This window comes from Actinoplanes sp. NPDC051513 (assembly GCF_044454685.1).
Taxonomy (GTDB): domain Bacteria; phylum Actinomycetota; class Actinomycetes; order Mycobacteriales; family Micromonosporaceae; genus Actinoplanes.
On sequence record NZ_JBITDW010000001.1, the window covers coordinates 64,332 to 90,021 of the forward strand.

Here is a 25,690-nt window from a genome sequence, read left to right on the forward strand (position 1 = left end):
ACGCCGCCGGCTGGACGGGCGGATTCTCAGGAGGCTTGGATGATCAGACGATCTCGTGTGCTGGCGGCGACGCTGCTGGCCGCAGTGCTCGTGACCGCGAGCGCGTGCTCGAGTTCGGACGACGACAGCAGCAAGACGAGCAGCACCGCGGGTTCGTCCGGCGAACTGAAGAAGGTCACCTACGTGACCGCGTTCGGCGCCGTGGGCCGTGACTCCTTCGCCTGGGTCGCGAAGGAGAAGGGCTACTTCAAGGACGCCGGTCTCGACGTCACGATCCAGAAGGGCGCCGGCAACGCCCAGATCCTCGGCCTGATCAAGGGCAAGCAGGCCGACTTCGCGGCGCTCGACTTCACCGGCGCCGAGATCCAGGCCGGCAAGGGCGCGTTCACCAACTGGCGCGCGATCGCGGCGATCCACCAGCAGACGCTGGTCTCGATCATGACCACCGCCGACACCGGCATCACCAAGCCGACCGACCTCAACGGCAAGACCGTGGCCACGGCGACCGGCTCGGTGAGCGAGCTGCTCTTCCCGGCGTACGCGAAGCTCGCCGGCCTCGACCCCACCAAGGTGAAGATCCAGGGCGCGCAGACCACCGCGCTCAACTCCCTGATGGCGCAGCGCAAGGTCGACGGCCTGAGCACGTTCCTGCTGTCCAAGAAGGCGCTCGAGACGGCCTCCAAGAAGGACGTCGTCGTGATGCCGTACAGCCAGTACCTCTCCGACCTGTTCGGCAACGCGATCATCGCCCGCGACGACGTGATCGCCGGCGACAAGGACATGGTGAAGAAGTTCACCGAGGCCGCCATGAAGGGTCTGCAGTACACGATCGACCACCCCGAAGAGGCGGCCGAGATCATGCACAAGGCCGAGCCGACCGCGGCCGTTCCCGCGGCCGTCGGTGAGATCAACGCGATGAAGCCGTACGTGTCGCCGCCGAACGGCGCCCCGCTCGGCCACCTCGACCAGGAGCGGGTCGCGCGCAGCATCGCGATCCTGCAGGGCAACGGCCTGATGCCGGCCGGCCTGAGCCCCGACAAGGTCGTCGACTTCAGCTTCATCCCAGCGAGCTGACCGTGGTGAGCCGGGGCGGGTAGCATCCCGCCCCGGCCGCACAATGGACGGAGCAACAAGCACATGACCGACATCGACGCCGGCTCGCGCGGGTCGCGGATCTGGGCCAACGCGGTGCTGCCGACCCTCGGCGTGGTCATCACGGTCGCGGTGTGGTGGCTGGCGACCGTGGTGTTCGATATCGACCCGTTCTACGTGCCGTCGCCGGCCGACGTCGTCGACAAGTTCCTCGAGACCCCGCAGTTCCTGCTCGAGGAGTCGTGGATCACCATCCAGCGCGTCCTCATCGGATTCGCCATCGCCGTCGCCGGCGGCCTGATCATCGCGGTGACGCTGGCCGCGTCGCGTACCGTCGAGCGGATGGCGATGCCGGTGCTCGCCGCGGTCAACGCGATCCCCAAGGTCGCGCTCGCGCCGCTGCTGCTGGTCTGGCTCGGCTTCGGCAACACCCCCAAGATCGTCATGGTGGTGCTGGTGAGCTTCTTCCCGGTGATCGTCTCCACCATGGCCGGCCTCACCTCGACCCCCGCCGACCTGCGCGAGCTCGCCCGCTCGCTCAAGGCGTCGTGGTGGCAGACCTTCGTGAAGGTCCGGCTCAAGTGGGCGCTCCCGCAGATCTTCGTGGGCCTCAAGGTGGCGACCCCGCTCGCCATCATCGGCGCGGTGATCGGCGAGGTGGTCAACCCCGACCACGGCCTCGGCTCGGTCATCGCCGGCTCGAGCGCCTCCAGCGACACGACGCTGGCCTTCGTCGCGCTCGTCCTGCTGGCCGTTGTCGGCGTCGTCCTGTTCTACCTGGTCGCCGGGCTCGAGCGCCTGCTCGTACCGTGGGCCAGGGCCATCTCCTCCTGAAGCTGGGGCTGAAATGATCACCATCGACGGGGTATCGCAGACGTTCAAGGGCAAGTCCGGCCCGGTCGAGGCGATCAGGGACGTCTCGCTGGAGATCGGCGACGGCGAGTTCCTCACGATCATCGGCCGGTCGGGCTGCGGCAAGTCGACCCTGCTGCGCATGATCGCCGGCCTGCTCGAGCCCACCGTGGGCACGGTGACCGTGGCCGGCGAGGTCGTCCGCTCGCCACGCCGCGACGTCGCGATGGTCTTCCAGAAGTCGGCCCTGCTCCCGTGGCGCTCGGTCGAGGACAACATCCTCCTGCCGGTCGAGATCTTCGGCTGGCGCAAGTCCGAGTACCGCCCGCGCGTCGATCACCTCCTCGAGATGACCGGCCTCACCGGCTTCCGCAAGCGCCTGCCGCACGAGCTGAGCGGCGGCATGCAGCAGCGTGTCTCGCTGTGCCGCGCCCTGATCCAGAGCCCGAAGGTCATGCTCATGGACGAGCCCTTCTCGGCCCTGGACGCCCTCACCCGCGAAGAGCTCGCGGTCGAGCTCCAGCGCATCCACATGGACCTGGGCACCACGATCGTCTTCGTGACCCACTCCATCCAGGAGGCGGTCCTGCTGGCCGACCGCGTCGCGGTGCTGAGCTCCCGCCCCGGCCGCCTGCGCCGCCTGGTCGAGATCCCGATCCCGCGGCCGCGCACCTTCGGCCACAACGCCCACATGGACCAGGTGGCCGGCGTATCCGCCGAACTGCATTCCCTCCTGCTCAGCGACGAGCATCTGCCGGCGTCTCGTTAAGGCTGGACGTCGGCGACGACCATCCCGCTCGTCCCGGCCGGAACCTGGGCGACCACCTCGCCGGCCGGGCTCAGGAAGCCGGTCGGCCCCAGCCCGACCCGCTCGTCGTCCCGCTCGCCCGTGACATCGGCCGAGGCCAGCCACATGCCCGTCTCGCGGGCCCGTTCCGCCCGGATCGCGTTGTGCCGCTCCTGCCAATACAACGCCTTGACGCGGGGCATCATGTTCTGGGCCGGCACCAGCAACACCTGCCCGCCGTTCGCCGCGACCCCGCCCGCCGCCTCCGGGAACCGCGTGTCGAAGCAGATGTTGATGCCGAACCGCACGCCGCCGCACTCGAAGACCGGATACTCGTCGCCGGCCGTGAACACCGATTCCCCGGCCGTCAGAAACGTCTTCCGGTACCGGCCGGCGACCCGCCCGTCGTGCACGACCACCGCGGTGTTGAAGTAGCGGTCGCCGTCGCGCTCGATCATCCCCAGCACCAGCATCGGCCGGATTCCGGCCAGCTCGGTCAGCCTGGTGGACCCGAGCTCCCACGCCTGTTCGCGAACATGCTGCTCGGTGACCAGGTATCCCTGCAGGAAGCACTCGGGGAACAGCAGAAGGTCGACGCCCTCGGCGTCCGCCCGTTCTGCGAACTCCCTGATGACGCCCAGCGAAGCGTCCACGTCCCGGAGAATCTCCGGCGTCTGGCAGGCCCCGATCCGCATCGGACCAACCTATCCGGGCGTACCGTTGACCAGGTGACTGATCTTGAAGGGGTCCTCCTGTTCGCCGGCATTCCGCTCGCCGTAGCGGCGCTGATCTTCGCGCTCGTCTTTCTGACCAACGACAAACCGAGCCGCGAACCGATCACCAAGCCGGTCATGGACAAGGACCCGAAGCGCCCGACGGGCTGAGACCGCCCGCTGAGACCGCCCCGGCGATGCCGCTCCCGGGCTGGCGGAGGTCGGTCAGGCGTTGAGGTAGGCGAGGACGGCCAGCACCCGGCGGTTGTCGTCGTCCGATGGGGGCAGGCCGAGCTTGGTGAAGATGTTGTTGATGTGCTTGCTCACCGCCTTCTCGGTGACGAAGAGCTTGGCGGCGATCGCGGCGTTGGAGCGGCCCGCGGCCATCTCGCCCAGGACCTCGCGCTCGCGGACGGTGAGCACGTCGAGCGGGCGGCTGCGGTCGAGCAGGCGGGCCACGACCTCGGGGTCCATCACCGTGCCGCCCTCGGCCACCTGGTGAACGGCGTCGATGAACTGGGCGACGTTGGAGACGCGGTCCTTCAGGAGGTAGCCGACGCCGCCGATGCGGTCGCCGAGCAGCTCGCGCGCGTACAGGGCCTCGACGTGCTGGGAGAGAACCAGGACCGGAAGCCCGGGGATCTCGGTGCGAGCGGCGATCGCGGCCTGGAGCCCCTCGTCGGTGAAGGTGGGCGGCAGACGCACGTCGACGACCGCCACGTCCGGTTTGTGGGCGATCAGCGCGGGGAGCAACGACGGGCCGTTGTCGACGGTGGCCACCACCTCGAAGTCGAAGGCCTCCAGCAGGCGGGTCAGTCCGTCCCGGAGGAGAGCATGGTCTTCGGCGATGACAACACGCACGGTAGCTCCATGGTCACGATGGTCGGTCCGCCCGGCGGGCTGGACAGCGCCATCGTGCCATCGAAAGCGGCCAGGCGGCGCTGGATACCGCGCAGGCCGGTGCCGCGTGCCGGGTCGGCGCCGCCGTGCCCGTCGTCGCCGACCTCGAGGTGGAGGCGGTCGTCGCCGCGCTTGATGCTCACGTACGCGAAGGTCGCCCCGCTGTGCGCCGTCGCGTTCGCCAGGGCCTCGGCGATCGCGAAATACGCCGCCGACTCGACCGGAGTGTCGAGCCGCTCGGGCACGTCGGAGTCGACGCTGGTGGGGACGCGCAGGTTGAGCGCGAGCGCCCGCACGGCGCCGTCGAGCCCGCGCTCGCCCAGCACCGGCGGATGGATGCCGCGCACCAGGTGACGCAGCTCGACCAGGGCGGTGGTGCTCGCCTCACGCGCCTCGGCGAGCAGCTGCCGGGCGGTCGCCGGGTCGCGCTCGATCATCTCTTCGGCGAGACCGATCGTCATGCCGAGCGAGACGAGCCGGGCCTGCGCGCCGTCGTGCAGGTCGCGCTCGATGCGGCGCAGCTCGGCGGCCTGGGCGTCGACCGTGTCGGCCCGGGTGACGGTCAGCTGGGTGACCCGCAGGCGCAGCGCGGCGTTGCCCGTGGGGCCCAGGAACAGCCGGCCGAACTGGGCGTCGACGCGGCGCAGATAGGGCGCGGCCGCCAGGCCGATGGCCAGGATAAGCGCGCCCTGCGGGAGGGAGAGGAAGCCCTCGCTGACGCTCTCGATCGGCCAGATGACGCCGTAGCCGTACCAATCCGCGCCCAAATAGATCCACAGTGGAAGCAGGACGATGCCCTGGAGGCCGTAGAGCGGGGCGAGCAGCGAGCCCAGGCCGAGCGTCAGGCCCACGATCGCACCGGGTAGCAGCCAGGCGAAGTCACGCCAGGTGGCCGGGTCGGTGACGATCCAGCGGAAGGCGCCCCAGCCGACCGGCAGCGACTTCTCGGGCCGCGGCCGATAGGGCCGGGCGACCGGCACGCCCCACCCGCCGGCAACGTGGCGGGCGGCGTCGGCGCGCAGCCGGACCAGCTGCGTGACCAGCGGCAGCAGCACCAGCCCGAAGCCCAGCACGGGCGTCATGACGAGCGCGAGGACGAAGAGCACGAACAACGCGAAATTGGCGATCGACAGGGCAATCGCGAGCGCGCCGCCGGCCACCGCCCGCAACCCGTCCCGAATCCAGTCTCGCGTCTCCATGCCCACCATCGTGACCGAAGGCCCGCAAGAACGCGGTAGGGCTAGCACTACTCCCGGAAGTAGACCTGGCGCTCCTGACGCGGGCCCGCCGGCCCGGAAGGCTGGTGGACATGACGACTATGGCAGAGCGGCCGCGGGCAGCGGCCGGGAGCGACTTCGCCGAGCTGGGCCGGCGGATCAACACCGCCGGCCTCCTGCAACGACAACCGGCCTACTACGCGGTGCGGCTGAGCCTCGTGGCCGCGGCGCTGGCCGGCGGCTGGGCGGCGTTCTTCCTGATCGGCGCCTCCTGGTGGACGCTCGCGGTAGCGGTGTTCCTCGCGGTGGTCTTCGCCCAGGTCGCGCTGGTCGCCCACGATCTCGCCCACCGCCAGGTCTTCCGCACCAACACGCCGAGCCGCCGGGCCGGCCTGATCGCGGGCAACCTGGCGATCGGCATGTCCTACGGCTACTGGATGGACAAGCACACCAAGCACCACGCCAACCCGAACCATGACGATCTCGACCCCGACGTCGGCCCCGGCGTGCTGGTCTGGAGTCGCGAGGCCGCAACCGGGAAGGGATTCCTCACCCGATACCAGGCATACTTCTTCTTCCCGCTGCTGACGCTGCTCGGCCTCTCGCTGCGCAAAGACAGCATCCGCGCGTTGCGCGACGGCACGGTCAAGCGCCGCGGCATCGAGAGCATCCTGCTGGCAACCCACCTCATCGCGTACGCGGCGGCGCTGCTCCTCGTGCTCACCCCGCTTCAGGCGCTGGCCTTCTTCGTGGTGCACCAGGCGTTGTTCGGCGTCTATCTGGGCCTGACGTTCGCCCCCAATCACAAGGGCATGCCCCACCCCGACGGCTCGGAAGACTTCTTCCGCAAGCAGGTGCTGACCTCTCGCAACGTCCGCGGCAGCCGGTTCGTCGACGCGGCGCTGGGCGGACTCAACTACCAGATCGAGCACCATCTGTTCCCGGCGATGCCGACGCCCAACCTGCGCAAGGCACAGCCGATCGTCCAGCAGTTCTGCGCCGAGATCGGCGTCTCCTACGAGATGACGTCCCTGACCGACTCCTACGCCCAGGCCCTGCGCCACCTGCACGACGTCGGCGCCGACCTACGCCGCGCAAAGGCGTAGCCCAAAGGCGTAGCCCAAAGGCGTAGCCGAAGCTCCCGGCCGTGGGACGGTGGGTGCTGGCCGTCCTCAGCGCGAACGGAGTTGCTTCATGGATCTCGGACTTGCCGGAAAGGTCGCAGTGGTCACCGGAGGGAGCGCCGGCATCGGCCTGGCGGTCGCGCACGGCCTGGCGGCCGAGGGCGCGCATGTGGTGCTGTGCGGCCGCGACGAGGAGCGGTTGCGGGCCGCGGCGTCCGAGATTCATGGCGTACGGGTTCTCGCGGTCCCCGCCGATCTCACCGCCCCCGACGGCGCCGAGCGGCTGGCCGCGACCGTGACGGCGGAGTTCGGCGGGGCCGACATCCTCGTCAACAACGCCGGCACCGGCAGCGAGGAGAAGATCCTGACGGCGCCCGACGAGCGCTGGCAGTTCTACTGGGAGCTGCACGTGATGGCCGCGGTCCGGCTGGCGCGGACGCTCGCGCCGGGCATGCGCGAGCGCGGCGGCGGGGTGATCCTGCACAACGCATCGATCTGTGCGACCCAGCCGCTGGCCTACGAGCCGATCTACAACGTCACGAAGGCGGCGCTGGTGATGTTCTCGAAGTGCCTGGCCAACGAGCTGATCGGCGACAACATCCGGGTGAACGCGGTGAACCCCGGCCTGGTGATGACCGGCGACTGGGTGAAGACGGCGAAGCTGCTCACCGAGGGCACCGGGCAGACGTGGGAGCAGTACCTCCAGAAGATCGCCGACGACAACGCACCGATCGGCCGCTTCGCGACCCCGGAAGAGGTCGCCGACCTGTTCGTCTTCCTGTGCTCGCAGAGGGCGTCATACACGGTCGGCTCGACGTACTACGTCGATGGGGGCTGGCTGAACGTCACCACCTGAGACGGCCGGGCGGGCCCACTCGGCGCCGCTCATCATGTCGAGCGACTTCTCCAGCAGGGGCAGCGCGCGCAACACCTGCCCGGACCGGATCAGCGCGTCCCAGACCGGCTCGAACTTCTTCCACCCACCCGCGTACGCGAGATGCCGGAGCCGCTCCGCGCGCGGCTTGCCCCGCGCGCCCCGCCAGATCGAGCCCCACCGGTAGAAGTCCCGGTACGCGCGCCAGTAGCCGCCTTCGAGCTGCTCGGGCGTCATCCCGCGCGGCTCGTACACGACGTGCCGGGTGTCGTAGCGGTCCCAGTCGCGGTGCACGATCCGGCCGGCCGCGTCCATCCGCTTGAACAGGGCCGTCCCCGGATACGGAGTCATGATGTGGAAGGTCGCCGTCTCGAGGCCGTTGCCGACCGCCCACGCGACGGTCCGCTCGAACACGTCCGGCCCGTCACCGTCCATCCCGAAGACGAAGCTCGCGTTGACCATGACGCCCGCGTCGTGCAGCCGTCGCGCCACCGCCTCGTAGCTGTGCCCTACGTTCTGCCGTTTCCGCTGCTCGGCCAGGTTCGCGGCGTTGATCGTCTCGAAGCCCACGAACATGCTGCGCAGCCCGGCGTCGACCGCCTTCTCCAGCAACCCCCGGGCCGCGCCTGATCCGGCGGAGGACCCCGGCCCGTGCGGGGCCAGGATCGTGTCGACCGTGCCGGCGGCCTGCCACACGCGGCCCATGCCGGCCATGCCGTCGAACAGCGCCTCGGCGAACCGCCGGTTGCCGAACAGGTGGTCGTCGAGGAAGTAGAGGTGCCGGCCCGGCAGCCGCTCGATCTCGGCGAGCGCGTCGTCCACCAGCTGGGTGTAGAAGGACTTGCCGCCCTCGAAGAACGCGTCCTTGTAGCAGAAGTCGCAGTGGTGCGGGCACCCCCGGGACACGACGATCGAATTGGGTACGAGGTATCGCTCCCGCTTGATCAGGTCGCGCCGGACCGGCGGCAGCCCGCGCAGGGTGCGCTCGGTCGAGACGTACCTCTGCTGGGGCCTTTTGTTGCGGAAGTCGTCGAGGAAGCGCGGCCAGGTGTCCTCCCCCGGCCCGAGAAAGATCGCGTCGGCGTGCCGGGCCGCCTCGTCCGGCAGCGACGTCACGTGCAGCCCGCCCATCGCCACGAAGACGCCGCGCTCCCGATAGCGGTCGGCGATCTCGTAGCTGCGCCGGGCCGAGGTGATGTACGCCTGGATCACCACCAGGTCGGGCTCGTCCGCCTCGTCGAGTTTCTGCACGTGCTCGTCGAGGATCCGCACCTCGTCGTCGGCACGCAGGTACGCGGCCAGGGTGGCCAGCCCGAGCGGCGGGAACAGCGAGTACTTGATCGGCCGGAACAGCGGGCTGGTCGCCTCGGTCAGGGCGGGCAGGATCATCGTCACGCGCATGACCCGCACGTTAGGGATCGGATGCGGAGAAAGGGTGATGGAGTTGGGCTGGTTCGACGACCCTGCTCACGACCCAGCGGTGCTTGCCGATCGGGCGTTCCTTGACGAAGCCGAGCTTCTCGTACGTCGACAGGGCGCCGTTGTAGAGAAAGCCGGCCGGGACCGCGTCGGCGCCCTCCGGGAACCCCTCGACGGTGCCGCCGCCCAGCTCGGCGATGAGATCGAGCGCGCCCTCGAGAGCCGCGGTGGCCACGCCCTGACGCCGGTGCCCTTTACCCACATAGCAGCAGGCGATCCGCCAGTCGGGCAGCGCCGTGGTGCGGCCCTTCTCGTATGCAGCCCGGCTTTTGATCGCCGGCAACTCGCCGGGCGAGCCGAACTGGCACCAACCCACGCAGTCGTCCCCGTCGAAGACGAGCGCCGCGTGGCTCCGCCCCTCGCGCACTCGCCGCTCCTTTGCCGTCCGGTTCGCCTCGGCGTCGCCCCGGGAGAGCTCGCCGTGAAACCCGATGCACCAGCAGCCGCCGAAGACCCCGTTGTTCCGCTCCACCAGAGCGGCGAAGTCGTCCCAGGTCGACGCGTCGAGAGCTTTGATCACGTACGCCATGGGTCAACGCTAGGGGTTTTGCCGAGCAGATGCAGGGGTGGGATTCGAACCCACGACCTCGGGCTTATGAGACCCGCGAGCACTCCGAGCTGCTCCACCCTGCCAGTACCCCCGGGGAGACTCGAACTCCCAACCTCCGGTCTCGTAAACCGGCGCGCTGTCCGTTGCGCCACGGGGGTGTGTCGTCGGGTGGTGTCGAACCATCCGGCCTCCGCCTTATGAGGGCGGCGCTCTGCCGCTGAGCTACGACGACGTGGCGTGGTGCGATCGGCGTCGCACCACGTGGACCCGGCCGGGCTCGAACCGGCCACCTCCCGCTTGCAAGGCGGGCGCTCTACCCGATGAGCTACGAGCCCTCGTGGACCGCGGGGACGGCCGCGGGTGCGGGTCGTGTCGTGGTCGCTTGGGGCGAGGGCGGCGACGCCGCGTTGGCCGGGTAGCGCAAGTGTTCCCGTCCAGCGAGCCCGGCGGTCGCCTTACCCACCGAGCCGGCCCGCGTGGCCGCCGCTCCTCGCCCCCATTCTGGGATCTCAGAATCGCTTATTCAATTGCATGGAGAATTGCACGCACGGGCGGCAGGAATCGAACCCGCGACACACGGCTTTGGAGACCGTTGCTCTGCCAATTGAGCTACGCCCGTAAGTCGAATATCGCACGAATTCCGCCCCGCCCCCGGACGCCATCCGGAGCACCTCCGGGACGACGCCCCCAGGCACACCGGGACAGCCGGCGAAGAACCGCCACCGGCCCCGGAGACGAAGAAAGCCGCCTCTCCCGAGATGGGAGGGCGGCGGCGGAAACCGTGACGGCGTCAGCCGTTTCGCCAGCTCACTCCCAGGGAGCGCCACTTCGTCGCTCGTCGCACGCGCCGGCACACGGGCCGGGCCATGCCGTCACGATCGAACGTCGCACCATGTGCGGCGAGGTCGACCTGACTGGCGGCCTGCCACATCATCTCGATCCCCTTTCGTGCGCGCTCCCTGCGGACTCTTCAAACAGTAGAGCACGCCCGCCACATCCAGCAATCCTTTTTGGCGTGCAATTCATGGCGGACCGAACAATGGCCGCCCGGGAAGGCGATTCCCGGGCGGCGAAAGGCTACTTCGGGGCGTTCAGGTCGTCCAAGGCCTTGACCGAGCCGCGGTGCAGCGGGACGGGGTCGGTCTTGCGGGCCGTGTCGAGGCTTATCTCCTTGGCGGCGGCGTTCGCCTGTTCCAGCTGGGCCTTGCGGTCGAACAGGACCTTGGTGAGGACGCAGGCCACGTCGGGGTCCAGATCTTCGCGGACCAGCAGGAAGTTGGGGACGATGACGGTCGGGACGTCGGCGGGGGTCTTGTAGGTGGCGGCGGGGACGGTGCCCGCCTCGTACACCGGATTGATCTTTTGCAGGTCGGGCAGCAGCGGCGTGATGTCCAGGAACTGCACCTTGCCGGTCGCCGTGGTCAGCAGGTCGGTGATGCCGGGGGTAGGCAGGCCGCCCGACCAGAACATGGCGTCGATCGAGCCGTCCTTCATGCCGTCGACGGTCTTGGTGAGGTCGAGCTTCTGGGCGCTGATGTCCTTGGCGGGGTCCAGGCCGGCGGCTTTCAGAATGCGGTTGGCGATGACCTCGGTGCCGGACTTCGGGGAGCCGGTGGAGACGCGCTTGCCGCGCATGCCGGCCACGTCCTTGACGCCGGCGGCCGAGCGGACGATCACGTGGGTGTAGTTGGTGTGGATGCGGGCCAGCGCGGCGATCGGCTGCTTGGCGGTGAAGCTGCCGGTGCCGTTGATGGCGTCGGCCGCGGTGTCGGCCAGGGAGAACGCGACGTTGTAGGTGCCGGCGACCACCTGCTGGATGTTCTGGACCGAGGCGCCGGTCTCGGCCGCCGTGGCCTTGAGTTTGCCGCCGGCCGCGCCGATCTGCTCGGCGTAGGCGTTGCCGAGCGCGAAGTAGACACCGGTCGCGTTGCCGGTGGCGATGCCGACCCGGGTGTCCTTGGTGACCTCGCAGGTCACGTCGCCGCCGGCGTCGGTGGAGGCGGCGTCCTGCCGGCCGCCGCACGCGGCGAGACCCCCGACGAGTACGAGGGCTGCGGCGGTTGATGCCATGCGTCTCATGTCGTCCCCGTTTCTTCTTTGACCGAGGGAGAGGGCAGATTGTCCGATGTGGAGGAAGGCTTGGCGGATGGGGCGGAGGAAGGGTCGGCGGATGGAGTGGAGGGCGGATCGGAAGGTGGAGGCGGGGGCACAGCGGCGGGCGGAGGCGCAGCGGCGGGCGGAGGCGGGGGCGCAGCGGCGGGCGGAGGCGGGGGCGCAGCGGCGGGCGGAGGCGGGGGCGCAGCGGCGGGCGGAGGTGGGGGCGCAGCGGCACGCCGGGCCACCAGGGTCCAGACGGCCGCGGCCGCGAGCGCGCCGACTCCGAGCGCGATCGTCAGCGGCTCCAGGTAGAGCAGGAGAAGCCCAGCCGCCGCGCCCAGGACGCGGGCGCCGACGGGAGCCGGCCCGATCCCGGGGAACCAGGCGCCGGTGGCCACGGCCAGGCCGGCCACCGCGAGCATCGCGACCGCCGTGGCCCACACGATGTCCACGAACGAGCCGCGGCCCAGCAGGTAGGAGCCGTTGCCGGTCAGCACGAACGCGATCGGGGCCAGGAAGGCGGGAAGGGCGTACTTGAGCGCCTGCCACATCGTCGGGATCGTGCGGCCGCCGGTGATCGCGCTGGCGCCCACCGCGGCCAGCGCCGTCGGCGGCGTCACCTCGGAGAGCACCGAGTAGTAGAAGACGAACATCGCGGCGGCGGGCGCCGGGACGCCCAGGCCCAGCAGGGCGGGGCCGATGATGACCCAGCCGATGATGAAGCTGGCCGTGACCGGGACCGCCAGGCCGAGGATGGCCAGCGCGATCGCGGCCAGGACCACGGTCAGCGCCAGGACCGCGGTCGGGTTCGAGGTGACGGCGCGAGCGCCGGAGACGAGCAGGGACGCGAGCTGCGCGCCGAGGCCGGTCTTGGTGGTGATCGCCGTGATGATGCCGGCGGCGGCGCAGACCGCGACGACCGGGAGCACGCCGCGCACCCCGGCGGACAGCGCCGTGAAAACGCGGCGCGGGGTCATCCACGCCTGCCGGTCGAGGAACGACAGCAGGAACGCGGCCAGCGTGGCGTACACGACGGCCCGGGTCGCGCTGACGTCGAGCGCGAGCAGCACGATGATCAGGATCAGCGAGGAGAAGTGGTAGCCGAAGCGGAGCAGCAGCCGCCATGCCGAGGCCGGTGGCGTGTCGAGGGCGCGTACCCGGAAGCGGCGCACGTCGATCTCGACGGCCAGCAGGATGCCCAGGTAGTAGAGCAGCGTCGGGATGGTCGCCCAGCCGAGGACGGTGAGGTAGGAGACGTCGAGATACTCGGCGACGATGAAGGCGGCCGCGCCGAGCGTGGGCGGGGAGAGGATCGCGCCGACGCCGGCCGCCGCGAGCATGCCGCCGGCCTGTTCCGCGGGGTAGCCGGCCCGGCGCAGCATCGGCCAGGTGACCGCGCCGACGCTGACCGCGGTCGCGGTGCCCGAGCCCGAGACGGTGCCGAGCAGGAAGCCGGCCGCCACCGCCGTGCGCCCGGCCGCGCTGCGCGACTTGCGGAAGGCGGCCACCGAGAGGTCGACGAAGAAGCGGCTCGCGCCCGAGAGGTCGAGCACCGCGCCGTAGATGGTGAACAGCACGATGTACGTCGCCGCCACGTCGAGCGGGGTGCCGTAGAAGCCGCTCCCCGAGTTGTACAGCGCGTCGACGATCTGCGAGAAGTCGAGCCCGGCGTGCGCGATCGGCCAGTCCTGCGGCAGGAGACCGCCGTAGTACCCGTACGCGAGGAAAGCGAGACAGACGATCGGGAGAGCGACCCCGGTGGTGCGGCGGCACGCCTCCACCACCAGGACCAGCAACACGGCCCCGAAGACGATGTCGATCGGCTCGAGCAGGCCCTGCCGGTCGAGGAAGCCGTCGTAGCCGCCGCGCAGCGGGTTCACCGGGTAGAGACAGACGATCAGCGTGGCGCCGGCCAGGACCCAATCGGGCAGCGTCGGCCGATCGCGGTCGGCTTTCGCCGGACGGGACAGGCGAGATCGGTACGCGAGGAAGACCAGCGGCAACGTGCCCGCCAGAAAGATGATCAAGTAGAACTGGCTGCCCGGGGCGAGGGGGCGGAAGACCTGCCACAACACGAGCAGGGCGACCAGGAACGCCACGATCGAGACGCCGAGCCCGATGCGGCCGGTCAGGTTGCGGGCGGGCAACTCTTCGTCGTCGTAGTGGACGGCGGGCGGGTCGTCCGTCCCCGTTTCGTATCGATCACCACCCATGGGTGGACAGTACCAAGCGGGATGTAAGCGAACACAAAGCAAATTCCTAGAGATCACCCGTACGGTTCTGGGCCGTGATCACGTTGGAGGAAGTTCGCGAACGCACCTATAAGCCGCGGGACGCCTGGTGGACGGTGCTGCTCGTCGACCCGCTCGCGTCCCGGCTCGTCCGGCTGGTGGCGCCGTACCGGCGGATCACGCCCAACGTGCTGACCGTCATCGCCACCCTGATCGGCCTGGCGGCCGCCGCGTGCTTCGCCGGGCAGACCCGCGGGTGGCTGATCGCGGGGGCGCTGCTGTTCCACGCGAGCTTCGTGGTCGACTGCATGGACGGCAAGATCGCCCGGCTCAACGGCACCGGCTCGCTGTTCGGCCAGTGGTTCGACTTCGTCTTCGACCGGCTGCGGGTGTTCGTCTGCGGGGTCGCGCTCTTCGGCGGGCAGTACCTGCACACCGGGCGGATCGCCTTTCTGTGGCTGCTGGCGGTGGTGACGTTCCTCGACCTGTTCCGCTACCTCAACGGCAGCCAGGTCGCGAAGGTCAGGGCCGAGATGCGCCGGGCGCTCACGGAGGCGAGGCCGGTCACCGCCGAAACAGGCGAACAGGACGGGCCGGAGCAGGGCGGGCCGGAGCAGGGCGGGCCGGAGCAGGGCGGGCCGGAGCAGGGCGGGCCGGAACAGCAGGCCAGCTTGAAGCGGCGGGCCGGGGGCTGGCTGCGGCAGCATCGCATCCGCACGCACGTGTTCAGCGGCATCGAGTACGAGATGACGGTGTTCATCATCGCGCCGCTGACCGGGTGGCTGATCCCGGTGACGGTCGCGGCCGGCGTCCTGCTGCTGACCTTCGAGGCGTGGCTGGTGGCCAAGCTGTGGCGGCAGACCCAGGCCTTCCCGGCGCAACTGCGCGCGGCCGAGCTCGCGGGCGCGCGCGATGACGCGTACGCGAAACAACCCATCTGAAACCGGGACCGGCGCAGCCGCGCAACCCACCGCCCGCCCAATGGATTCATGCTCGAACTGGGGACGCGACACGACGGCGGACTGGCGAACGACTTCACGCTGGCGCGCCGGCGCCGGATGATGGGGCTCGCCCGCGGCGTCACGGTGTCGACCCTCGGCGCGCCGGCCGGCCCGATCGCCCGCTCCGGCATCGTGCGCGGGGACATCCGGCGCGGCTTCGGCACGGCGAACGGGGTGGCCCGCGGCGTGCCGCTCGACATCCGCGTGCGGCTGACCAGCGCGACCTCGGGCCGTCCGCTCGCCGGTCACGCGGTCTACCTCTGGCACTGCGACCGGGACGGCAACTACTCGCTGCGCTCGCCGGGGCTCGAGAACGAGAACTATCTGCGCGGGATGCAGGCCACCGACTCGGCCGGCTGGGTGCGCTTCACCAGCATCTTCCCGGGCTCGCACGAGGGCGCGTGGCCCCGCCTGCACGTCGAGGTCTACAGAAGCGTCGCCGCGGCGTCGTGCCCGGCGACCCGGCTGCACGCCGCGGAGATCATGCTGCCGGCCGACGCCTGCGTGCAGGCGCACGGGACGGCGGAGGGCCACCCGGGCGCGACCGTCATGATGGCCTGCGTGACCGGTGACGTGCGGCGGGGCCTGGTCGCGACCCGGACCATGGGGATCTAGGCACCCCCTTCCGGGGGTGGCGCGTTCGCAAATCGAGGGCGCAGGCTGAGGGGATGACGACGGCGGCTTTCCGGGCGGCGCGCGACTATCTGCTCGCCCACTCCGAGCGCTACGACGAGGCCGTGGCCGGGTTCGCCTGGCCGGAGCTGGGCGAGTTCAACTGGGCGCTCGACTGGTTCGACGTGATCGCCGAGGGGAACGACGCGCCGGCGCTGTGGATCGTCGAGGAGGACGGCTCCGAGCAGCGGTTCTCGTTCGCCGAGATGTCCCGCCGGTCCAACCAAGTGGCGAACTGGCTGCGGGCGCAGGGCGTGGCGCGTGGCGACCGGATCGTCCTGATGCTGGGCAACCAGGTCGAGCTGTGGGACACGATCCTGGCCGTGATGAAGCTCGGTGCCGTTCTCATCCCCGCCACTCCCCTGCTCGGCCCGGCCGACGCCGCCGATCGAGTGGCCCGGGGCGGCGCCAAGCACGTGATCGCCCTGTCGTCGGCCGCCGCGAAGTTCGATGCGGTCCCCGCCACCAAAATCGCCGTTGGTGGCGACGTCGAAGGCTGGCTGCAGTTCAAAGAATCCTATTCCGGAAATGCCGGGTTCGAGGCCGACGGCCGCACGCGCGCGACCGACACGCTGCTGCTCTACTTCACGTCGGGCACGACGGCCCGGCCCAAGCTCGTCGAGCACACCCACCAGTCCTACCCCGTGGGCCACCTCTCCACGATGTACTGGATCGGCCTGCGCCCCGGCGACGTCCACCTCAACATCTCCTCGCCCGGCTGGGCCAAGCACGCCTGGAGCAACGTCTTCGCCCCCTGGAACGCCGAGGCCTGCGTCTTCATCTTCAACTACGCCCGGTTCGACGCCGGCCGCCTCCTGGCCGAGATGCAGCGCTGCGGCGTGACCAGCTTCTGCGCCCCGCCCACCGTCTGGCGGATGCTGATCCAGTCCGACCTCTCCGCGCTGCGCACCCCGCCCCGCCTCGTGGTGGGCGCCGGCGAACCGCTCAACCCCGAGGTCATCGACCAGGTCACGAAGGCGTGGGGCGTGACGATCCGGGACGGCTTCGGGCAGACCGAGACGACCGTGCAGATCGCCAACACGCCGGGCCGGCCGGTCAAGCCGGGCTCGATGGGCCGGCCGATGCCGGGCTACACGATCGAGCTGATCGACCCGCTGACCGGTTCGCCGGCGGTGGAGGGCGAGATCTGCGTGGCGCTCGATCCGCGGCCGACCGGGCTGATGGTCGGCTACCACGGCGATCCCGGGCTGACCGCCGAGCGGATGGCCGGCGGCTACTACCACACCGGCGACGTCGCCTCCCGCGACGACGACGGCTACATCACGTACGTGGGGCGCACCGACGACGTGTTCAAGGCCTCCGACTACCGGATCTCGCCGTTCGAGCTGGAGAGCGTGCTGATCGAGCACGAGGCGGTGGTGGAGGCGGCCGTGGTGCCGTCGCCCGACCCGCTGCGGCTGGCGGTGCCGAAGGCCTACGTCGTGCTGGCGCAGGGGTGGGAGGCTTCCGCCACGACGGCGGAGACCATTTTCGCGTACGCGCGAGAGCACATGCCGCCCTATGCCCGGATCCGTCGCCTGGAGTTCGCCGACCTGCCGAAGACGATTTCCGGCAAGATCCGCCGCGTGGAGCTGCGCGCCGCCGAGCAGGAGAAGCACGCCGACCCGGCTTCCCGGCCGGCGGGCGAATTCACCGGCTAAATTTGCGCGGTGTCTCGTGGTCGCCTGATCTACCTGCTCGTTGTGGCGGCAATGCTGGGTGGGATGGCGTTCGCCATGGTCACCACCGCGATGCAGCAATCGCCGACGATCGACGAGCCGGTCTATGTCGGGACCGCCGAGGTGCTCGCCCAGCAGCACAGCCTGCGGTACAACCCCGAGCATCCGCCGCTCGGCAAGCTGGTGATGGCGGCGGGCCTGGCCTTCGAGCGGCCGTACCTCGACCCGGCCTTCACCGGCGACCAGACGAATCTGGGCCGGCACCTGCTGTACGAGACCGGCAACAACCCCTATCGGCTGATGCTCGCCGCGCGGCTCCCGATGATCGTGCTGACGCTGCTGTTCGGGCTGGTGGTGCTCGGGTTCGCCCGCGATCTGGCGGGGCCGTGGGCGGGGCTGGTGGCGCTGGCGCTCTACGCCTTCTCGCCGGACGTGATCGCCCACGGGTCGCTGGCCACGCTGGACGTGCCGGCGGCGGGCCTGCTGCTGACGACGTTCTGGATGCTGTGGCGGTCGCGCTCCCGGCCCCGGCTCTATCTTCCGCTGGCGGGGGTGGCGCTCGGGGCGGCGCTGGCGACGCGGATGAGTGTGCTCCCCGCCGTACCCATCGTGGTGTTCTTGACGCTCTTGTCGCCTTTTGTGGTGGGCAAGCCGGGCGCCTGGTGGAAACGGATGGCCTGGCGTGTGGTGGCGGCCCTCGGGGTGGGGCTGATCGCGACGGCGATGGTGTGGCTCGTCTATCTGGCGGTCGATCCGCGGCTGCGGTGGACCTCGCCGGCGCTCGCGGTGAATCCGGGTGGGCTCAAGGGGCTGGCGGTGGATCTGCTGCCGCTGCCCAAGGCCTATCGGGACGGGGTGCTGATTCAGTTCCGGTTCGAATCGCGATCCTTCAACGGGTTCTTGTTCGGCCGGGCCTATCGCGGGTCGCTCTGGTATTACCAGCCGGCCGCGCTGGTGATCAAGACGCCGCTGGGGATGATGGCGCTCTGGCTGGCGGGGACGATCACGATGCTGGTCAAGCCGGCGCTGCGGGTGGCGACGCTGTATCTGCTGGTGCCGGCCGGGGTGCTGATGCTGGTGGCGATGACCGGCGCCCGTGATTACGGCAGCCGGTACGTGATCTTCATGCCGATCTTCGGCGCCGTGGTGGCGGGGACCGTCGTGCTGGTTCGCTTCCGGTGGGCCCGGATCGGGACGGCGGCGCTGGTGGGGTTCGTGGCCGTCAGCTCTGTTCTGACATTTCCGTTTTATCTGCCATATTCGAATGAGGCATTCGGCGGGACGTCTCATACGCATCTGAACCTGCACGATTCGAACGTGGACTGGGGGCAGGATCTGCCACGGCTGTCGGCTCGGCTGAAGTCTCGCTATCCGGGGGAAACGGTGTGGCTGGTCTACAAGGGAAGCGGCGTGCCCCAGTACTACGGGATTTCGGGGAAAAATCCGCTTACGGTGGCCAACGATCAGGTGCGCGGGCTCCTCGTGGTGTCGGACTCGCGGGTCGCGCTGGCGAAGGGCAAGCTCAAGCAGCTCATCGACTCCAGCCAGGCGATCGACAACGTCGGGTACTCGATCACCATTTATCGGCGCTGAATTTAAGTCTGCCCAAAGATCTTGGGCAGGACGGCGTGGGAGCGCGCCCAGTAAAGTCCCGCGCTGATGAGTACGAATGACGTCCCTTCCCCGCCGCCCCCGGCCGGGCACCGCAAGCCCGGGTCCGCCCGGCGTGTCGCGCTGATCGGTGTGGCTGCCGGGGTGATTGCGGCGGTCGGTGTCGCGGCTTTTGTCCTGCCGGCCGGCGCCAATGGCTGGTTCTCGTCCGCTTCGTCCTCATCAAGCGCCGCACCCTCCGCCGGCCCGGCCTCATCTTCTTCGGCCGCTGCCCCCGTCGGTTCCACCGCCGCCTCCCCCTCGGCCGCCGCCCCCAAGACGGTCGGCGGCTGCGCCCGTGCCGTCGGTGCCGCTCCCGTCACCAAGGTCACGCAGGTCAGCGTCGGGGCCGGGGTGAAGGGCTACGGCGGCGAGGGCGACACCGACCCGCTGCCGATGGCGATCGCGGCCACCCCCGGCGGCGGCTCGTGGCTGGCCTGGCTCGGCGCCGACGGCAAGGTCCACCTCGGCAAGCTCGGCTGCGACGACAAACTCGCCGGCACGCCCACCAGCTTCACCGGCATCGACCTGCAGGACGTGCAGGCCGACGCGACGGGCGGCGTCCTGCTGGTCACCCGCAAGGGCGACTGCAAGACCGGCCCCCTCTGCGGCGGCGAGTCGAGCCCGTGCAACACGATGTGGATGGTCCGGTTCGACAACTCCGGCCACCAGGTGTGGGAACGCCAGGTCACCAACCTGACCGGCAGCCGCGGCGGCTACGACGACGGCGCCCGGTTCGTCTGGTGGTACCAGCACCACGGCCGGCTCGCCTCCGACGGCAGCAACTACGCCGCGTACTTCGGGGTGGCGATCACCGTCCAGAACGGCAGCTGCGTCGACATCCACGAGGGCGACCGGATGCAGGTGGTCAGCAAGTCGGGTTCGCTGCTCGGCGGGCACGGCAGCTTCGAGGTCGGCTGCAGTCACGCCTGGACGTCCCGCATCGTCTGGGATCCGCGCGCCAAGAAGTTCACCATGGTCTGCGCCACCGACAACAACTGCCGGATGGCCCAGCCCAACCCCTATCGCACCGTGGCCGCCGGCACCTGCGACGGCACCCTCTTCGGCGGCGACCTGGTGCTGGCCAAGTCCTCGGGCTACTGGACCGCCTGGAGCCAGGGCGGGTCGGTCCGTTTGTCGCGCTTCTCCGGAAGCTCGGCCGCGAGCAGGACCATCAAGACCTCGGCCTCGTCGGCACACCCGCACCTGGTCTCCTACGGCGCCGGCAAGATGCTGCTGGCCTGGGGCTCCGGTTCGTCGATGCGCGCACAGGCCTACGACGCGGGCACGGGCGCCACGGTCGGCAAACAGCTGACCATCGCCGTCAAAGACCACAACTACCAGGCCTTCAAGGCGTACGCGGACGGCAGCGTCGCCTATCCGGCGGCGGGCAGCACGAGCACGTCGATCAAAATCGCCCGCGTCATGCTTTCCTGATCGCCGCAGCCTCGTGAAGGCCCAGGATGTCGACGGCCCGCTCGCGCATCTCCACCTTGCGGACCTTGCCGGTCACCGTCATCGGGAAACCGTCGACGACGTGGACGTAGCGGGGAATCTTGTAGTGGGTGAGCTTCCCGGCGCAGTAGGCGCGGACGGCCTCGGCGGTCAGCGCGGTCGCGTCCGGCCGCATCACGATCCAGGCCATCAGCTCCTCGCCGTACTTCGCGTCGGGGACGCCGATCACCTGCACGTCGGCGATGTCGGGATGGCCGTAGAGGAACTCCTCGACCTCGCGCGGGTAGACGTTCTCGCCGCCGCGGATCACCAGGTCCTTGATGCGGCCGACGATGTTGAGGTAGCCGTCCTCGTCCATGGTGGCCAGGTCGCCGGTGTGCATCCAGCGGGCCGCGTCGATCGCGTCGGCCGTGGCGTCCGGCTGCTCCCAGTAGCCGAGCATCACCGAGTAGCCCCGGGTGCACAGCTCACCGGGCTCGCCCCGCGGGGTCACGAGGCCGGTCGCCGGGTCGATGACCTTGGACTCGAGGTGGGGCATCACCCGGCCGACGGTCTCGGTGCGCCGGGCCAGGTTGTCGTCGGGGCGGGTCATCGTGGAGACCGGGGACGTCTCGGTCATGCCGTAGCAGATCGCCACCTCGGCCATGTTCATCTCGGCGACGACCCGCTTCATCACCTCGACCGGGCAGGGTGACCCCGCCATGATCCCCGTGCGCAGCGAAGAGAGGTCGTAGTCGCCGAAGTTCGGCAGGCCGAGCTCCGCGATGAACATGGTCGGGACGCCGTACAGCGAAGTGACCTTCTCGGCCTCGACCGCCGCCAACGTCAAAGCCGGGTCGAAGCCGGGGGCGGGCAGCACGATGCAGGACCCGTGCGAGGTCGCGCCGAGGTTGCCCATCACCATGCCGAAGCAGTGGTAGAGCGGCACCGGCAGGCAGACCCGGTCCTGCTCGCTGTAGTTGATCAGCTCGCCGACGAAGTAGCCGTTGTTGAGGATGTTGTGGTGCGAGAGCGTGGCGCCCTTGGGGAAGCCGGTTGTCCCGGATGTGTACTGGATGTTGATCGGGTCGTCAAAGGCCAGCGAGGCAGCATGTGCCGAAATTTCGGACGCGTCGCCGTCGACCGACAGATCGTCGAAAGACGATGTGCCGATGTACGCGACGGCGTCGAAGCCGATCGAGGAGATCATCGAACGGTAATCGCTGCTCTTGAAGGACACCGCGCTGATCAGCAGCGAAAGCCCGGACTGCTTGACCACGTACTCGAGCTCATGGGTCCGATACGCCGGATTGACGTTGACCAGGATCGCCCCGATCTTCGCGGTGGCGTACTGCGTGATCACCCACTCCCCGCAGTTCGGCGCCCAGATCCCGACCCGGTCCCCCTTGGCGATCCCGCGCCGCAGCAGCCCCCGGGCCAGCCGGTCGACGTCGGCGTCGAGCTCGGCATAGGTCCACCGCCGGCCGGCCGCCACGTCGACCAGCGCCTCCCGGTCGCCGAAGCGGGCGACGGCGCGCTCGAAGTTGGCCCCGATCGTCTCGCCGAGCAGGGGCGCGATGCTGGTGCCGGACGCGTAGGACAACATTTCCGCAGCATGGGCCCGGTGACGGCAATTTCGCCACCCCTGTTCGGGGGTAGAGGTCCGGTGACATGCTGTCAACGTGCTTGAAACAGCCGACCTGCCGGCAGCGCTCGGCCGGATCCGCCGGGTCACCGGTCTTCCGGTCGCGTTCGGCGGTGTGGTGGCGGCCGACTGCCGGCAGATGCGGCTGTCCGACTTCGCCGGCACCTCGACGCTCGCCTTGCATGGGCTGATCGTCAGCGCCGGCCACGGACTCGGCGGCCGGGTCGTGGCGACCGTGCGCCCCGGCCGGGTCGAAGATTACGCGGCCGACCCGCGGATCAGCCACGAGTACGACGCGCCGGTCATCGCCGAGGGCCTGCGGGCCATCGCCGCGGTTCCGGTCGCGATGGGCGGTTCGGTGCTGGCCGTTCTCTACGCCGGCACCCGCGAGCCGATCGCCGTCGGCGCCCGGGCGCTCGACGCCATGAGCCAGGTCGCGCTCCGGCTCGGCACCGAGGTGACCGTCCGGCGTGAGGTCGCCCGCCGGTTGGCCGAGCTCGAGACCGCCGCCGTCCGGGGCGCGCCCGATGCCACCGCCGGCGAGTGGGAGGAGGTGCGGCTGGCCCACGCGGACCTCCGTACGCTGGCCGCGGAGACCTCGGACCCGCAGCTGAAGGCGCGTCTCCAGCAGATCTCCGACCGCCTCGTCACGCATCGGCCCGCCGCAGGCGACCTGAACCCGCTCTCGCCGCGCGAGCTCGACGTGCTGGCGATGGTGGCGGTGGGCTGCGGCAACGCGGAGGCGGCGCGACGGCTGGGGCTGCTGCCCGAGACGGTGAAGAGCTACCTTCGCAACGCGATGCGCAAACTGGGCACGCACGGCCGGATGGAGACGATTGTGACCGCACGCCGCCTGGGATACCTGCCGTGAGGCGGGTCGTCGTGACTCCCTCGGGAGTGGAGGTGATCGACGCCGAGGTTCCCGATCCCGATCAGAACCAGGTTCTGGTACGTGTGGCAGCGGCCGGCGTCTGCGGGTCGGACGTGCATGCCTTGCAGGGCAGACACCCGTTCATCACGCTCCCCTACCCGCCGGGTCACGAGGTCAGCGGCACGGTCGAGGCGGTCGGCCCCGGCGCCTCGCTCGCGGTCGGCACGCGGGTCACGATGGAGCCGTTCCTGCCCTGCTGGGAGTGCAAGCAGTGCCTGGCCGGCCGGCAGAACATCTGCGAGCGGCTGCGCTTCTTCGGCTGCGCGCACGACCAGGGCGGCATGGCCGACTACTTCACCGTCGACCAGCGCCGGCTGCACGTCATCCCCGACGAGCTCGACTGGCGGCGGGCCGCCTTCATCGAGCCGCTGGGCACGCCGGTGCACGCGTCCCGGCTCGTGGGCGGGCTGGCCGGCAAGACGGTGGCGATCCTCGGCGCGGGCACGATCGCGCTGCTCACGCTGAAGGTGGCGCGCGCCCAGAAAGCAAGCAGCGTGGTGATGACGGCCCGGTCGGCGCGCAGCCGGGAGCGGGCCACCACGTTCGGCGCGGACGCGGTGGTCGACGCGTCCGCGGCCGATGCGGTGGCGCAGGTGCGCGATCACCTGAAACAGAGCGCCGACGTGGTCTTCGACTGCGTCGCCGAGCAGTCCACGATCGACCAGGCCCTCGCCATGGCGAACAAGGGCGGCACGGTCGTGGTGGTCGGCGTTCCGCCCGCACCGGTGACGATCCCGCTGCCGATGATCCAGGACAGCCAGCTGCGCATCCAGGGCAGCGCCACCTACCTGCCGGAAGACTTCGCCGACGCGATCGACCTGCTGACGTCGGGGGCCGTCGACGTCGCCGGCCTGGCCACCGCGATCCGCCCGCTCGACGAGGCCGCCGCCGCGTTCGCCGACGCCGCGAGCGGCGAGCACATCAAGGTGCTCATCGAGCCGTAGAAAATCGGGCCGTAGAAAATCGGGCCATCGAAATGAGAGGCCCGCCCCCTTCCGGTTACCGATCGGTAATGACAGGGTGGGGCGATGGCGGACTTCGACGTCGTGATCGTGGGCAGCGGGTTCGGCGGCAGTGTCAGCGCGCTGCGCCTCACCGAGAAGGGCTACCGGGTCGGCGTGCTCGAAGCGGGCCGGCGTTTCACCCCCTCGTCGCTTCCCAAGACCTCCTGGGATCTGCGCAACTTCCTCTGGGCGCCCCGCCTCGGCTTGCGCGGCATCCAGCGGATCACGCTGCTCAAGGACATCGTGGTGCTGTCGGCCGCGGGGGTCGGCGGCGGGTCGCTCGTGTACGCGAACACGCTGTACCGCCCGCCGGCCACGTTCTTCGACGACCCGCACTGGTCGGGCATCACCGACTGGGCGGCCGAGCTCGCGCCGCACTACGACCAGGCCTCCCGCATGCTCGGCGTGACCGAGCAGCCCACGATGACGCCGTCCGACGTCGTCATCAAACAGGTGGCGGAAGACATGGGGGTGGGTGCGACCTTCCGCCGTACCCCCGTGGGTGTGTTCTTCGGAGAGCCGGGCAGGACCGTGCCCGACCCGTTCTTCGGCGGCGCGGGCCCGGACCGCACCGGCTGCACCCAATGCGGCAACTGCATGATCGGCTGCAAGGTGGGCGCGAAGAACCGCCTCGACGTCAACTACCTCTATCTCGCCGAAAAGGCCGGCGCCATCGTGTACGCGGACACCGAGGCGACCGCCGTGCGCCCCGGTGACGCCGGCTGGATCGTCGAGGCCGGCAACCGCGTCTTCACCGCCGATCACGTGATCCTCTCGGCCGGCGCGCTCGGCACCCAGCGGCTGCTGCACGCCATGCGCGACACCGGCGTGCTGCCCGGCATCTCGGCGCGGCTCGGCTCGCTGACCCGCACCAACTCGGAGGCCCTGCTCGGCGCGCAGGCCGGCGCGGTGCCCGCCGAGCCGTTCTCCCGGGGCGTGGCGATCACGTCGTCGTTCCACCCGGACGGCACGACCCACATCGAGCCCGTCCGCTACGGCCCGGGCAGCAACGCGATGGGGCTGCTCGCGACGCTGCTGGTCGACGGCGGCGGCCGCGTGCCCCGTCCGGTCAAGTTCCTCGCTCAGGCGCTGCGGCATCCGTACGTCCTGGCGCGCTCCCTCTCGGTGCGCCGGTGGAGCGAGCGCACCATCATCGCGCTGGTCATGCAGACGCTGGACAACTCGCTCACCGTGCGGCGCACGAAGCGCGGCCGCCTGACCACCGGCCCGGGGCACGGCGAGCCGAACCCGACCTGGATTCCGCAGGGCCACGAGGCGGTGCGCCGGATCGCCGAGAAGATCGGCGGATTCCCGGGCGGCACGGTCGGCGACATCTTCGACATTCCGATGACAGCGCACATTCTCGGCGGGGCGACCATCGGCGATTCCCGCGACTCCGGCGTGCTCGATCCGTATCACCGTGTTTACGGGTATGACGGTTTGCACGTCGTCGACGGCTCGGCGGTTCCGGCGAATCTGGGCGTGAATCCGTCGCTGACCATCACGGCGATGGCCGAGCGCGCGATGGCCCTCTGGCCCAACAAGGGCGACGCCGATCAACGCCCCCCGGTGGGTTCGAATTATGAACGCCTCGACCCGATCGCCCCGCGAAGCCCGGCCGTTCCGGTCGGAGCACCGGCCGCGCTCCGCCTGTCGAAATTGTGAGCTGCCCGCGATTGCCCCGCTGATGAGGAGGCAGTCGATTTTCGTCGACGCGGGGTTTGCGTCGCCGGAAATTGGCTGACTCCTCATCAGCCC

The 25,690-nt window shown here is 70.0% G+C and carries 22 protein-coding genes and 5 tRNA genes; 14 read left to right on the plus strand and 13 right to left on the minus strand.

Going from position 1 to position 25,690, the window contains the following annotated elements:
• The first annotated feature begins 39 nt into the window (after window positions 1–39).
• The 3 genes from ACIA5D_RS00300 (at window position 40) to ACIA5D_RS00310 (ending at window position 2,713) form a co-directional block, all read left to right on the plus strand.
• Window positions 40–1,074 (plus strand): ABC transporter substrate-binding protein, encoded by a 1,035-nt coding sequence (locus ACIA5D_RS00300; protein ID WP_396027644.1) that lies wholly within the window; start codon window positions 40–42, stop codon window positions 1,072–1,074.
• A 63-nt stretch (window positions 1,075–1,137) separates the two neighbouring features.
• A complete protein-coding gene (locus tag ACIA5D_RS00305) occupies window positions 1,138–1,926 on the plus strand; it encodes an ABC transporter permease (RefSeq protein ID WP_396027645.1) in 789 nt (262 codons plus the stop codon).
• Window positions 1,927–1,939: 13 nt separating this feature from the next.
• A complete protein-coding gene (locus ACIA5D_RS00310) occupies window positions 1,940–2,713 on the plus strand; it encodes an ABC transporter ATP-binding protein (protein WP_396027646.1) in 774 nt (257 codons plus the stop codon).
• On the opposite strand, the gene ACIA5D_RS00315 is transcribed toward ACIA5D_RS00310, so the two are convergent.
• Entirely contained in the window at window positions 2,710–3,426 is a 717-nt protein-coding gene (locus ACIA5D_RS00315) for a carbon-nitrogen hydrolase family protein (protein ID WP_396027647.1), read from the minus strand. The two genes, ACIA5D_RS00310 and ACIA5D_RS00315, sit on opposite strands and share 4 nt — an antisense overlap.
• A gap of 33 nt (window positions 3,427–3,459) precedes the next feature.
• On the opposite strand from ACIA5D_RS00315, the gene ACIA5D_RS00320 reads away from it, so the two are divergent.
• Window positions 3,460–3,615 (plus strand): hypothetical protein, encoded by a 156-nt coding sequence (locus ACIA5D_RS00320; RefSeq protein ID WP_396027648.1) that lies wholly within the window; start codon window positions 3,460–3,462, stop codon window positions 3,613–3,615.
• Between the two features lie 54 nt (window positions 3,616–3,669).
• Here the strand turns inward: ACIA5D_RS00320 and ACIA5D_RS00325 are convergent, their stop codons facing one another.
• Both ACIA5D_RS00325 and ACIA5D_RS00330 read right to left on the minus strand, forming a co-directional pair.
• The gene (locus ACIA5D_RS00325) at window positions 3,670–4,305 is read right to left on the minus strand and encodes a LuxR C-terminal-related transcriptional regulator (RefSeq protein WP_396027649.1); all 636 of its coding nucleotides are present in this window, start codon (window positions 4,303–4,305) and stop codon (window positions 3,670–3,672) included.
• Window positions 4,257–5,543 carry a sensor histidine kinase gene (locus ACIA5D_RS00330; protein WP_396027650.1) on the minus strand — a complete coding sequence of 429 codons (1,287 nt, stop codon included), beginning with the start codon at window positions 5,541–5,543 and terminating at the stop codon, window positions 4,257–4,259. Before ACIA5D_RS00330 ends, ACIA5D_RS00325 begins: the two co-directional genes overlap by 49 nt.
• A 110-nt stretch (window positions 5,544–5,653) precedes the next feature.
• On the opposite strand from ACIA5D_RS00330, the gene ACIA5D_RS00335 reads away from it, so the two are divergent.
• Together ACIA5D_RS00335 and ACIA5D_RS00340 are read left to right on the plus strand one after the other, a co-directional pair.
• On the plus strand, window positions 5,654–6,667 hold the full coding sequence (locus ACIA5D_RS00335) for a fatty acid desaturase family protein (RefSeq protein WP_396027651.1): 1,014 nt from the start codon (window positions 5,654–5,656) through the stop codon (window positions 6,665–6,667).
• A gap of 88 nt (window positions 6,668–6,755) precedes the next feature.
• The gene (locus ACIA5D_RS00340; protein WP_396027652.1) at window positions 6,756–7,541 is read left to right on the plus strand and encodes an SDR family NAD(P)-dependent oxidoreductase; all 786 of its coding nucleotides are present in this window, start codon (window positions 6,756–6,758) and stop codon (window positions 7,539–7,541) included.
• On the opposite strand, the gene ACIA5D_RS00345 is transcribed toward ACIA5D_RS00340, so the two are convergent.
• The 9 genes from ACIA5D_RS00345 to ACIA5D_RS00385 form a co-directional block, all read right to left on the minus strand.
• Window positions 7,482–8,960, minus strand: coding sequence for a B12-binding domain-containing radical SAM protein (locus ACIA5D_RS00345; protein WP_396027653.1), 1,479 nt, complete (start codon window positions 8,958–8,960; stop codon window positions 7,482–7,484). The genes ACIA5D_RS00340 and ACIA5D_RS00345 overlap by 60 nt on opposite strands.
• Before the next feature lie 10 nt (window positions 8,961–8,970).
• Window positions 8,971–9,567, minus strand: coding sequence for a GNAT family N-acetyltransferase (locus ACIA5D_RS00350; RefSeq protein WP_396027654.1), 597 nt, complete (start codon window positions 9,565–9,567; stop codon window positions 8,971–8,973).
• Between the two features lie 30 nt (window positions 9,568–9,597).
• Window positions 9,598–9,670 (minus strand) — tRNA-Met (locus tag ACIA5D_RS00355).
• 3 nt (window positions 9,671–9,673) lie between these two features.
• Window positions 9,674–9,746: transfer RNA gene (locus tag ACIA5D_RS00360), tRNA-Arg, on the minus strand.
• Between the two features lies 1 nt (window position 9,747).
• Window positions 9,748–9,820: transfer RNA gene (locus ACIA5D_RS00365), tRNA-Met, on the minus strand.
• 30 nt (window positions 9,821–9,850) lie between these two features.
• A tRNA-Ala gene (locus tag ACIA5D_RS00370) sits at window positions 9,851–9,923 on the minus strand.
• A 211-nt stretch (window positions 9,924–10,134) separates the two neighbouring features.
• Window positions 10,135–10,207 (minus strand) — tRNA-Trp (locus ACIA5D_RS00375).
• Window positions 10,208–10,665: 458 nt separating this feature from the next.
• Complete coding sequence (locus ACIA5D_RS00380) at window positions 10,666–11,658, minus strand: TAXI family TRAP transporter solute-binding subunit (protein ID WP_396027655.1); 993 nt, start codon at window positions 11,656–11,658, stop codon at window positions 10,666–10,668.
• 5 nt (window positions 11,659–11,663) lie between these two features.
• Window positions 11,664–13,898 (minus strand): TRAP transporter permease, encoded by a 2,235-nt coding sequence (locus ACIA5D_RS00385; RefSeq protein ID WP_396027656.1) that lies wholly within the window; start codon window positions 13,896–13,898, stop codon window positions 11,664–11,666.
• Window positions 13,899–13,972: 74 nt separating this feature from the next.
• Between ACIA5D_RS00385 and ACIA5D_RS00390 the strand changes: the two genes are divergently transcribed.
• The 5 genes from ACIA5D_RS00390 to ACIA5D_RS00410 all read left to right on the plus strand — a co-directional run bounded on the left by ACIA5D_RS00390 (window position 13,973) and on the right by ACIA5D_RS00410 (window position 20,355).
• Window positions 13,973–14,857, plus strand: a complete 885-nt coding sequence (locus ACIA5D_RS00390; protein WP_396027657.1) for a CDP-alcohol phosphatidyltransferase family protein — start codon at window positions 13,973–13,975, stop codon at window positions 14,855–14,857.
• Window positions 14,858–14,905: 48 nt separating this feature from the next.
• Entirely contained in the window at window positions 14,906–15,532 is a 627-nt protein-coding gene (locus ACIA5D_RS00395) for a hypothetical protein (RefSeq protein WP_396027658.1), read from the plus strand.
• 53 nt (window positions 15,533–15,585) lie between these two features.
• Window positions 15,586–17,250 carry an AMP-binding protein gene (locus ACIA5D_RS00400; RefSeq protein WP_396027659.1) on the plus strand — a complete coding sequence of 555 codons (1,665 nt, stop codon included), beginning with the start codon at window positions 15,586–15,588 and terminating at the stop codon, window positions 17,248–17,250.
• 9 nt (window positions 17,251–17,259) lie between these two features.
• On the plus strand, window positions 17,260–18,861 hold the full coding sequence (locus ACIA5D_RS00405; RefSeq protein WP_396027660.1) for an ArnT family glycosyltransferase: 1,602 nt from the start codon (window positions 17,260–17,262) through the stop codon (window positions 18,859–18,861).
• Window positions 18,862–18,927: 66 nt separating this feature from the next.
• Window positions 18,928–20,355, plus strand: a complete 1,428-nt coding sequence (locus tag ACIA5D_RS00410) for a hypothetical protein (protein WP_396027661.1) — start codon at window positions 18,928–18,930, stop codon at window positions 20,353–20,355.
• Here ACIA5D_RS00410 and ACIA5D_RS00415 read toward each other — a convergent pair.
• The gene (locus ACIA5D_RS00415; RefSeq protein ID WP_396027662.1) at window positions 20,342–21,958 is read right to left on the minus strand and encodes an AMP-binding protein; all 1,617 of its coding nucleotides are present in this window, start codon (window positions 21,956–21,958) and stop codon (window positions 20,342–20,344) included. The two genes, ACIA5D_RS00410 and ACIA5D_RS00415, sit on opposite strands and share 14 nt — an antisense overlap.
• Window positions 21,959–22,034: 76 nt before the next feature.
• Here ACIA5D_RS00415 and ACIA5D_RS00420 point away from each other — a divergent pair, with 76 nt between their 5' ends.
• The 3 genes from ACIA5D_RS00420 (at window position 22,035) to ACIA5D_RS00430 (ending at window position 25,597) form a co-directional block, all read left to right on the plus strand.
• A complete protein-coding gene (locus ACIA5D_RS00420; protein ID WP_396027663.1) occupies window positions 22,035–22,868 on the plus strand; it encodes a LuxR C-terminal-related transcriptional regulator in 834 nt (277 codons plus the stop codon).
• Window positions 22,865–23,872 (plus strand): zinc-binding dehydrogenase, encoded by a 1,008-nt coding sequence (locus ACIA5D_RS00425; RefSeq protein WP_396027664.1) that lies wholly within the window; start codon window positions 22,865–22,867, stop codon window positions 23,870–23,872. Before ACIA5D_RS00420 ends, ACIA5D_RS00425 begins: the two co-directional genes overlap by 4 nt.
• Before the next feature lie 84 nt (window positions 23,873–23,956).
• A complete protein-coding gene (locus ACIA5D_RS00430) occupies window positions 23,957–25,597 on the plus strand; it encodes a GMC oxidoreductase (RefSeq protein WP_396027665.1) in 1,641 nt (546 codons plus the stop codon).
• Window positions 25,598–25,690: the final 93 nt, after the last annotated feature.

What these genes read in the sequence shown, in the direction of transcription:
- ACIA5D_RS00415 (WP_396027662.1), bottom strand. Translation starts at nt 21,958, where the DNA reads ATGTTGTCCTACGCGTCCGGCACCAGCATCGCGCCCCTGCTCGGCGAG.
- ACIA5D_RS00345 (WP_396027653.1), bottom strand. Translation starts at nt 8,960, where the DNA reads ATGCGCGTGACGATGATCCTGCCCGCCCTGACCGAGGCGACCAGCCCG.
- ACIA5D_RS00350 (WP_396027654.1), bottom strand. Translation starts at nt 9,567, where the DNA reads ATGGCGTACGTGATCAAAGCTCTCGACGCGTCGACCTGGGACGACTTC.
- ACIA5D_RS00410 (WP_396027661.1), top strand. Translation starts at nt 18,928, where the DNA reads ATGAGTACGAATGACGTCCCTTCCCCGCCGCCCCCGGCCGGGCACCGC.
- ACIA5D_RS00305 (WP_396027645.1), top strand. Translation starts at nt 1,138, where the DNA reads ATGACCGACATCGACGCCGGCTCGCGCGGGTCGCGGATCTGGGCCAAC.
- ACIA5D_RS00315 (WP_396027647.1), bottom strand. Translation starts at nt 3,426, where the DNA reads ATGCGGATCGGGGCCTGCCAGACGCCGGAGATTCTCCGGGACGTGGAC.
- ACIA5D_RS00430 (WP_396027665.1), top strand. Translation starts at nt 23,957, where the DNA reads ATGGCGGACTTCGACGTCGTGATCGTGGGCAGCGGGTTCGGCGGCAGT.
- ACIA5D_RS00340 (WP_396027652.1), top strand. Translation starts at nt 6,756, where the DNA reads ATGGATCTCGGACTTGCCGGAAAGGTCGCAGTGGTCACCGGAGGGAGC.
- ACIA5D_RS00330 (WP_396027650.1), bottom strand. Translation starts at nt 5,543, where the DNA reads ATGGAGACGCGAGACTGGATTCGGGACGGGTTGCGGGCGGTGGCCGGC.
- ACIA5D_RS00310 (WP_396027646.1), top strand. Translation starts at nt 1,940, where the DNA reads ATGATCACCATCGACGGGGTATCGCAGACGTTCAAGGGCAAGTCCGGC.
- ACIA5D_RS00300 (WP_396027644.1), top strand. Translation starts at nt 40, where the DNA reads ATGATCAGACGATCTCGTGTGCTGGCGGCGACGCTGCTGGCCGCAGTG.
- ACIA5D_RS00385 (WP_396027656.1), bottom strand. Translation starts at nt 13,898, where the DNA reads ATGGGTGGTGATCGATACGAAACGGGGACGGACGACCCGCCCGCCGTC.
- ACIA5D_RS00380 (WP_396027655.1), bottom strand. Translation starts at nt 11,658, where the DNA reads ATGGCATCAACCGCCGCAGCCCTCGTACTCGTCGGGGGTCTCGCCGCG.
- ACIA5D_RS00395 (WP_396027658.1), top strand. Translation starts at nt 14,906, where the DNA reads ATGCTCGAACTGGGGACGCGACACGACGGCGGACTGGCGAACGACTTC.
- ACIA5D_RS00400 (WP_396027659.1), top strand. Translation starts at nt 15,586, where the DNA reads ATGACGACGGCGGCTTTCCGGGCGGCGCGCGACTATCTGCTCGCCCAC.
- ACIA5D_RS00335 (WP_396027651.1), top strand. Translation starts at nt 5,654, where the DNA reads ATGACGACTATGGCAGAGCGGCCGCGGGCAGCGGCCGGGAGCGACTTC.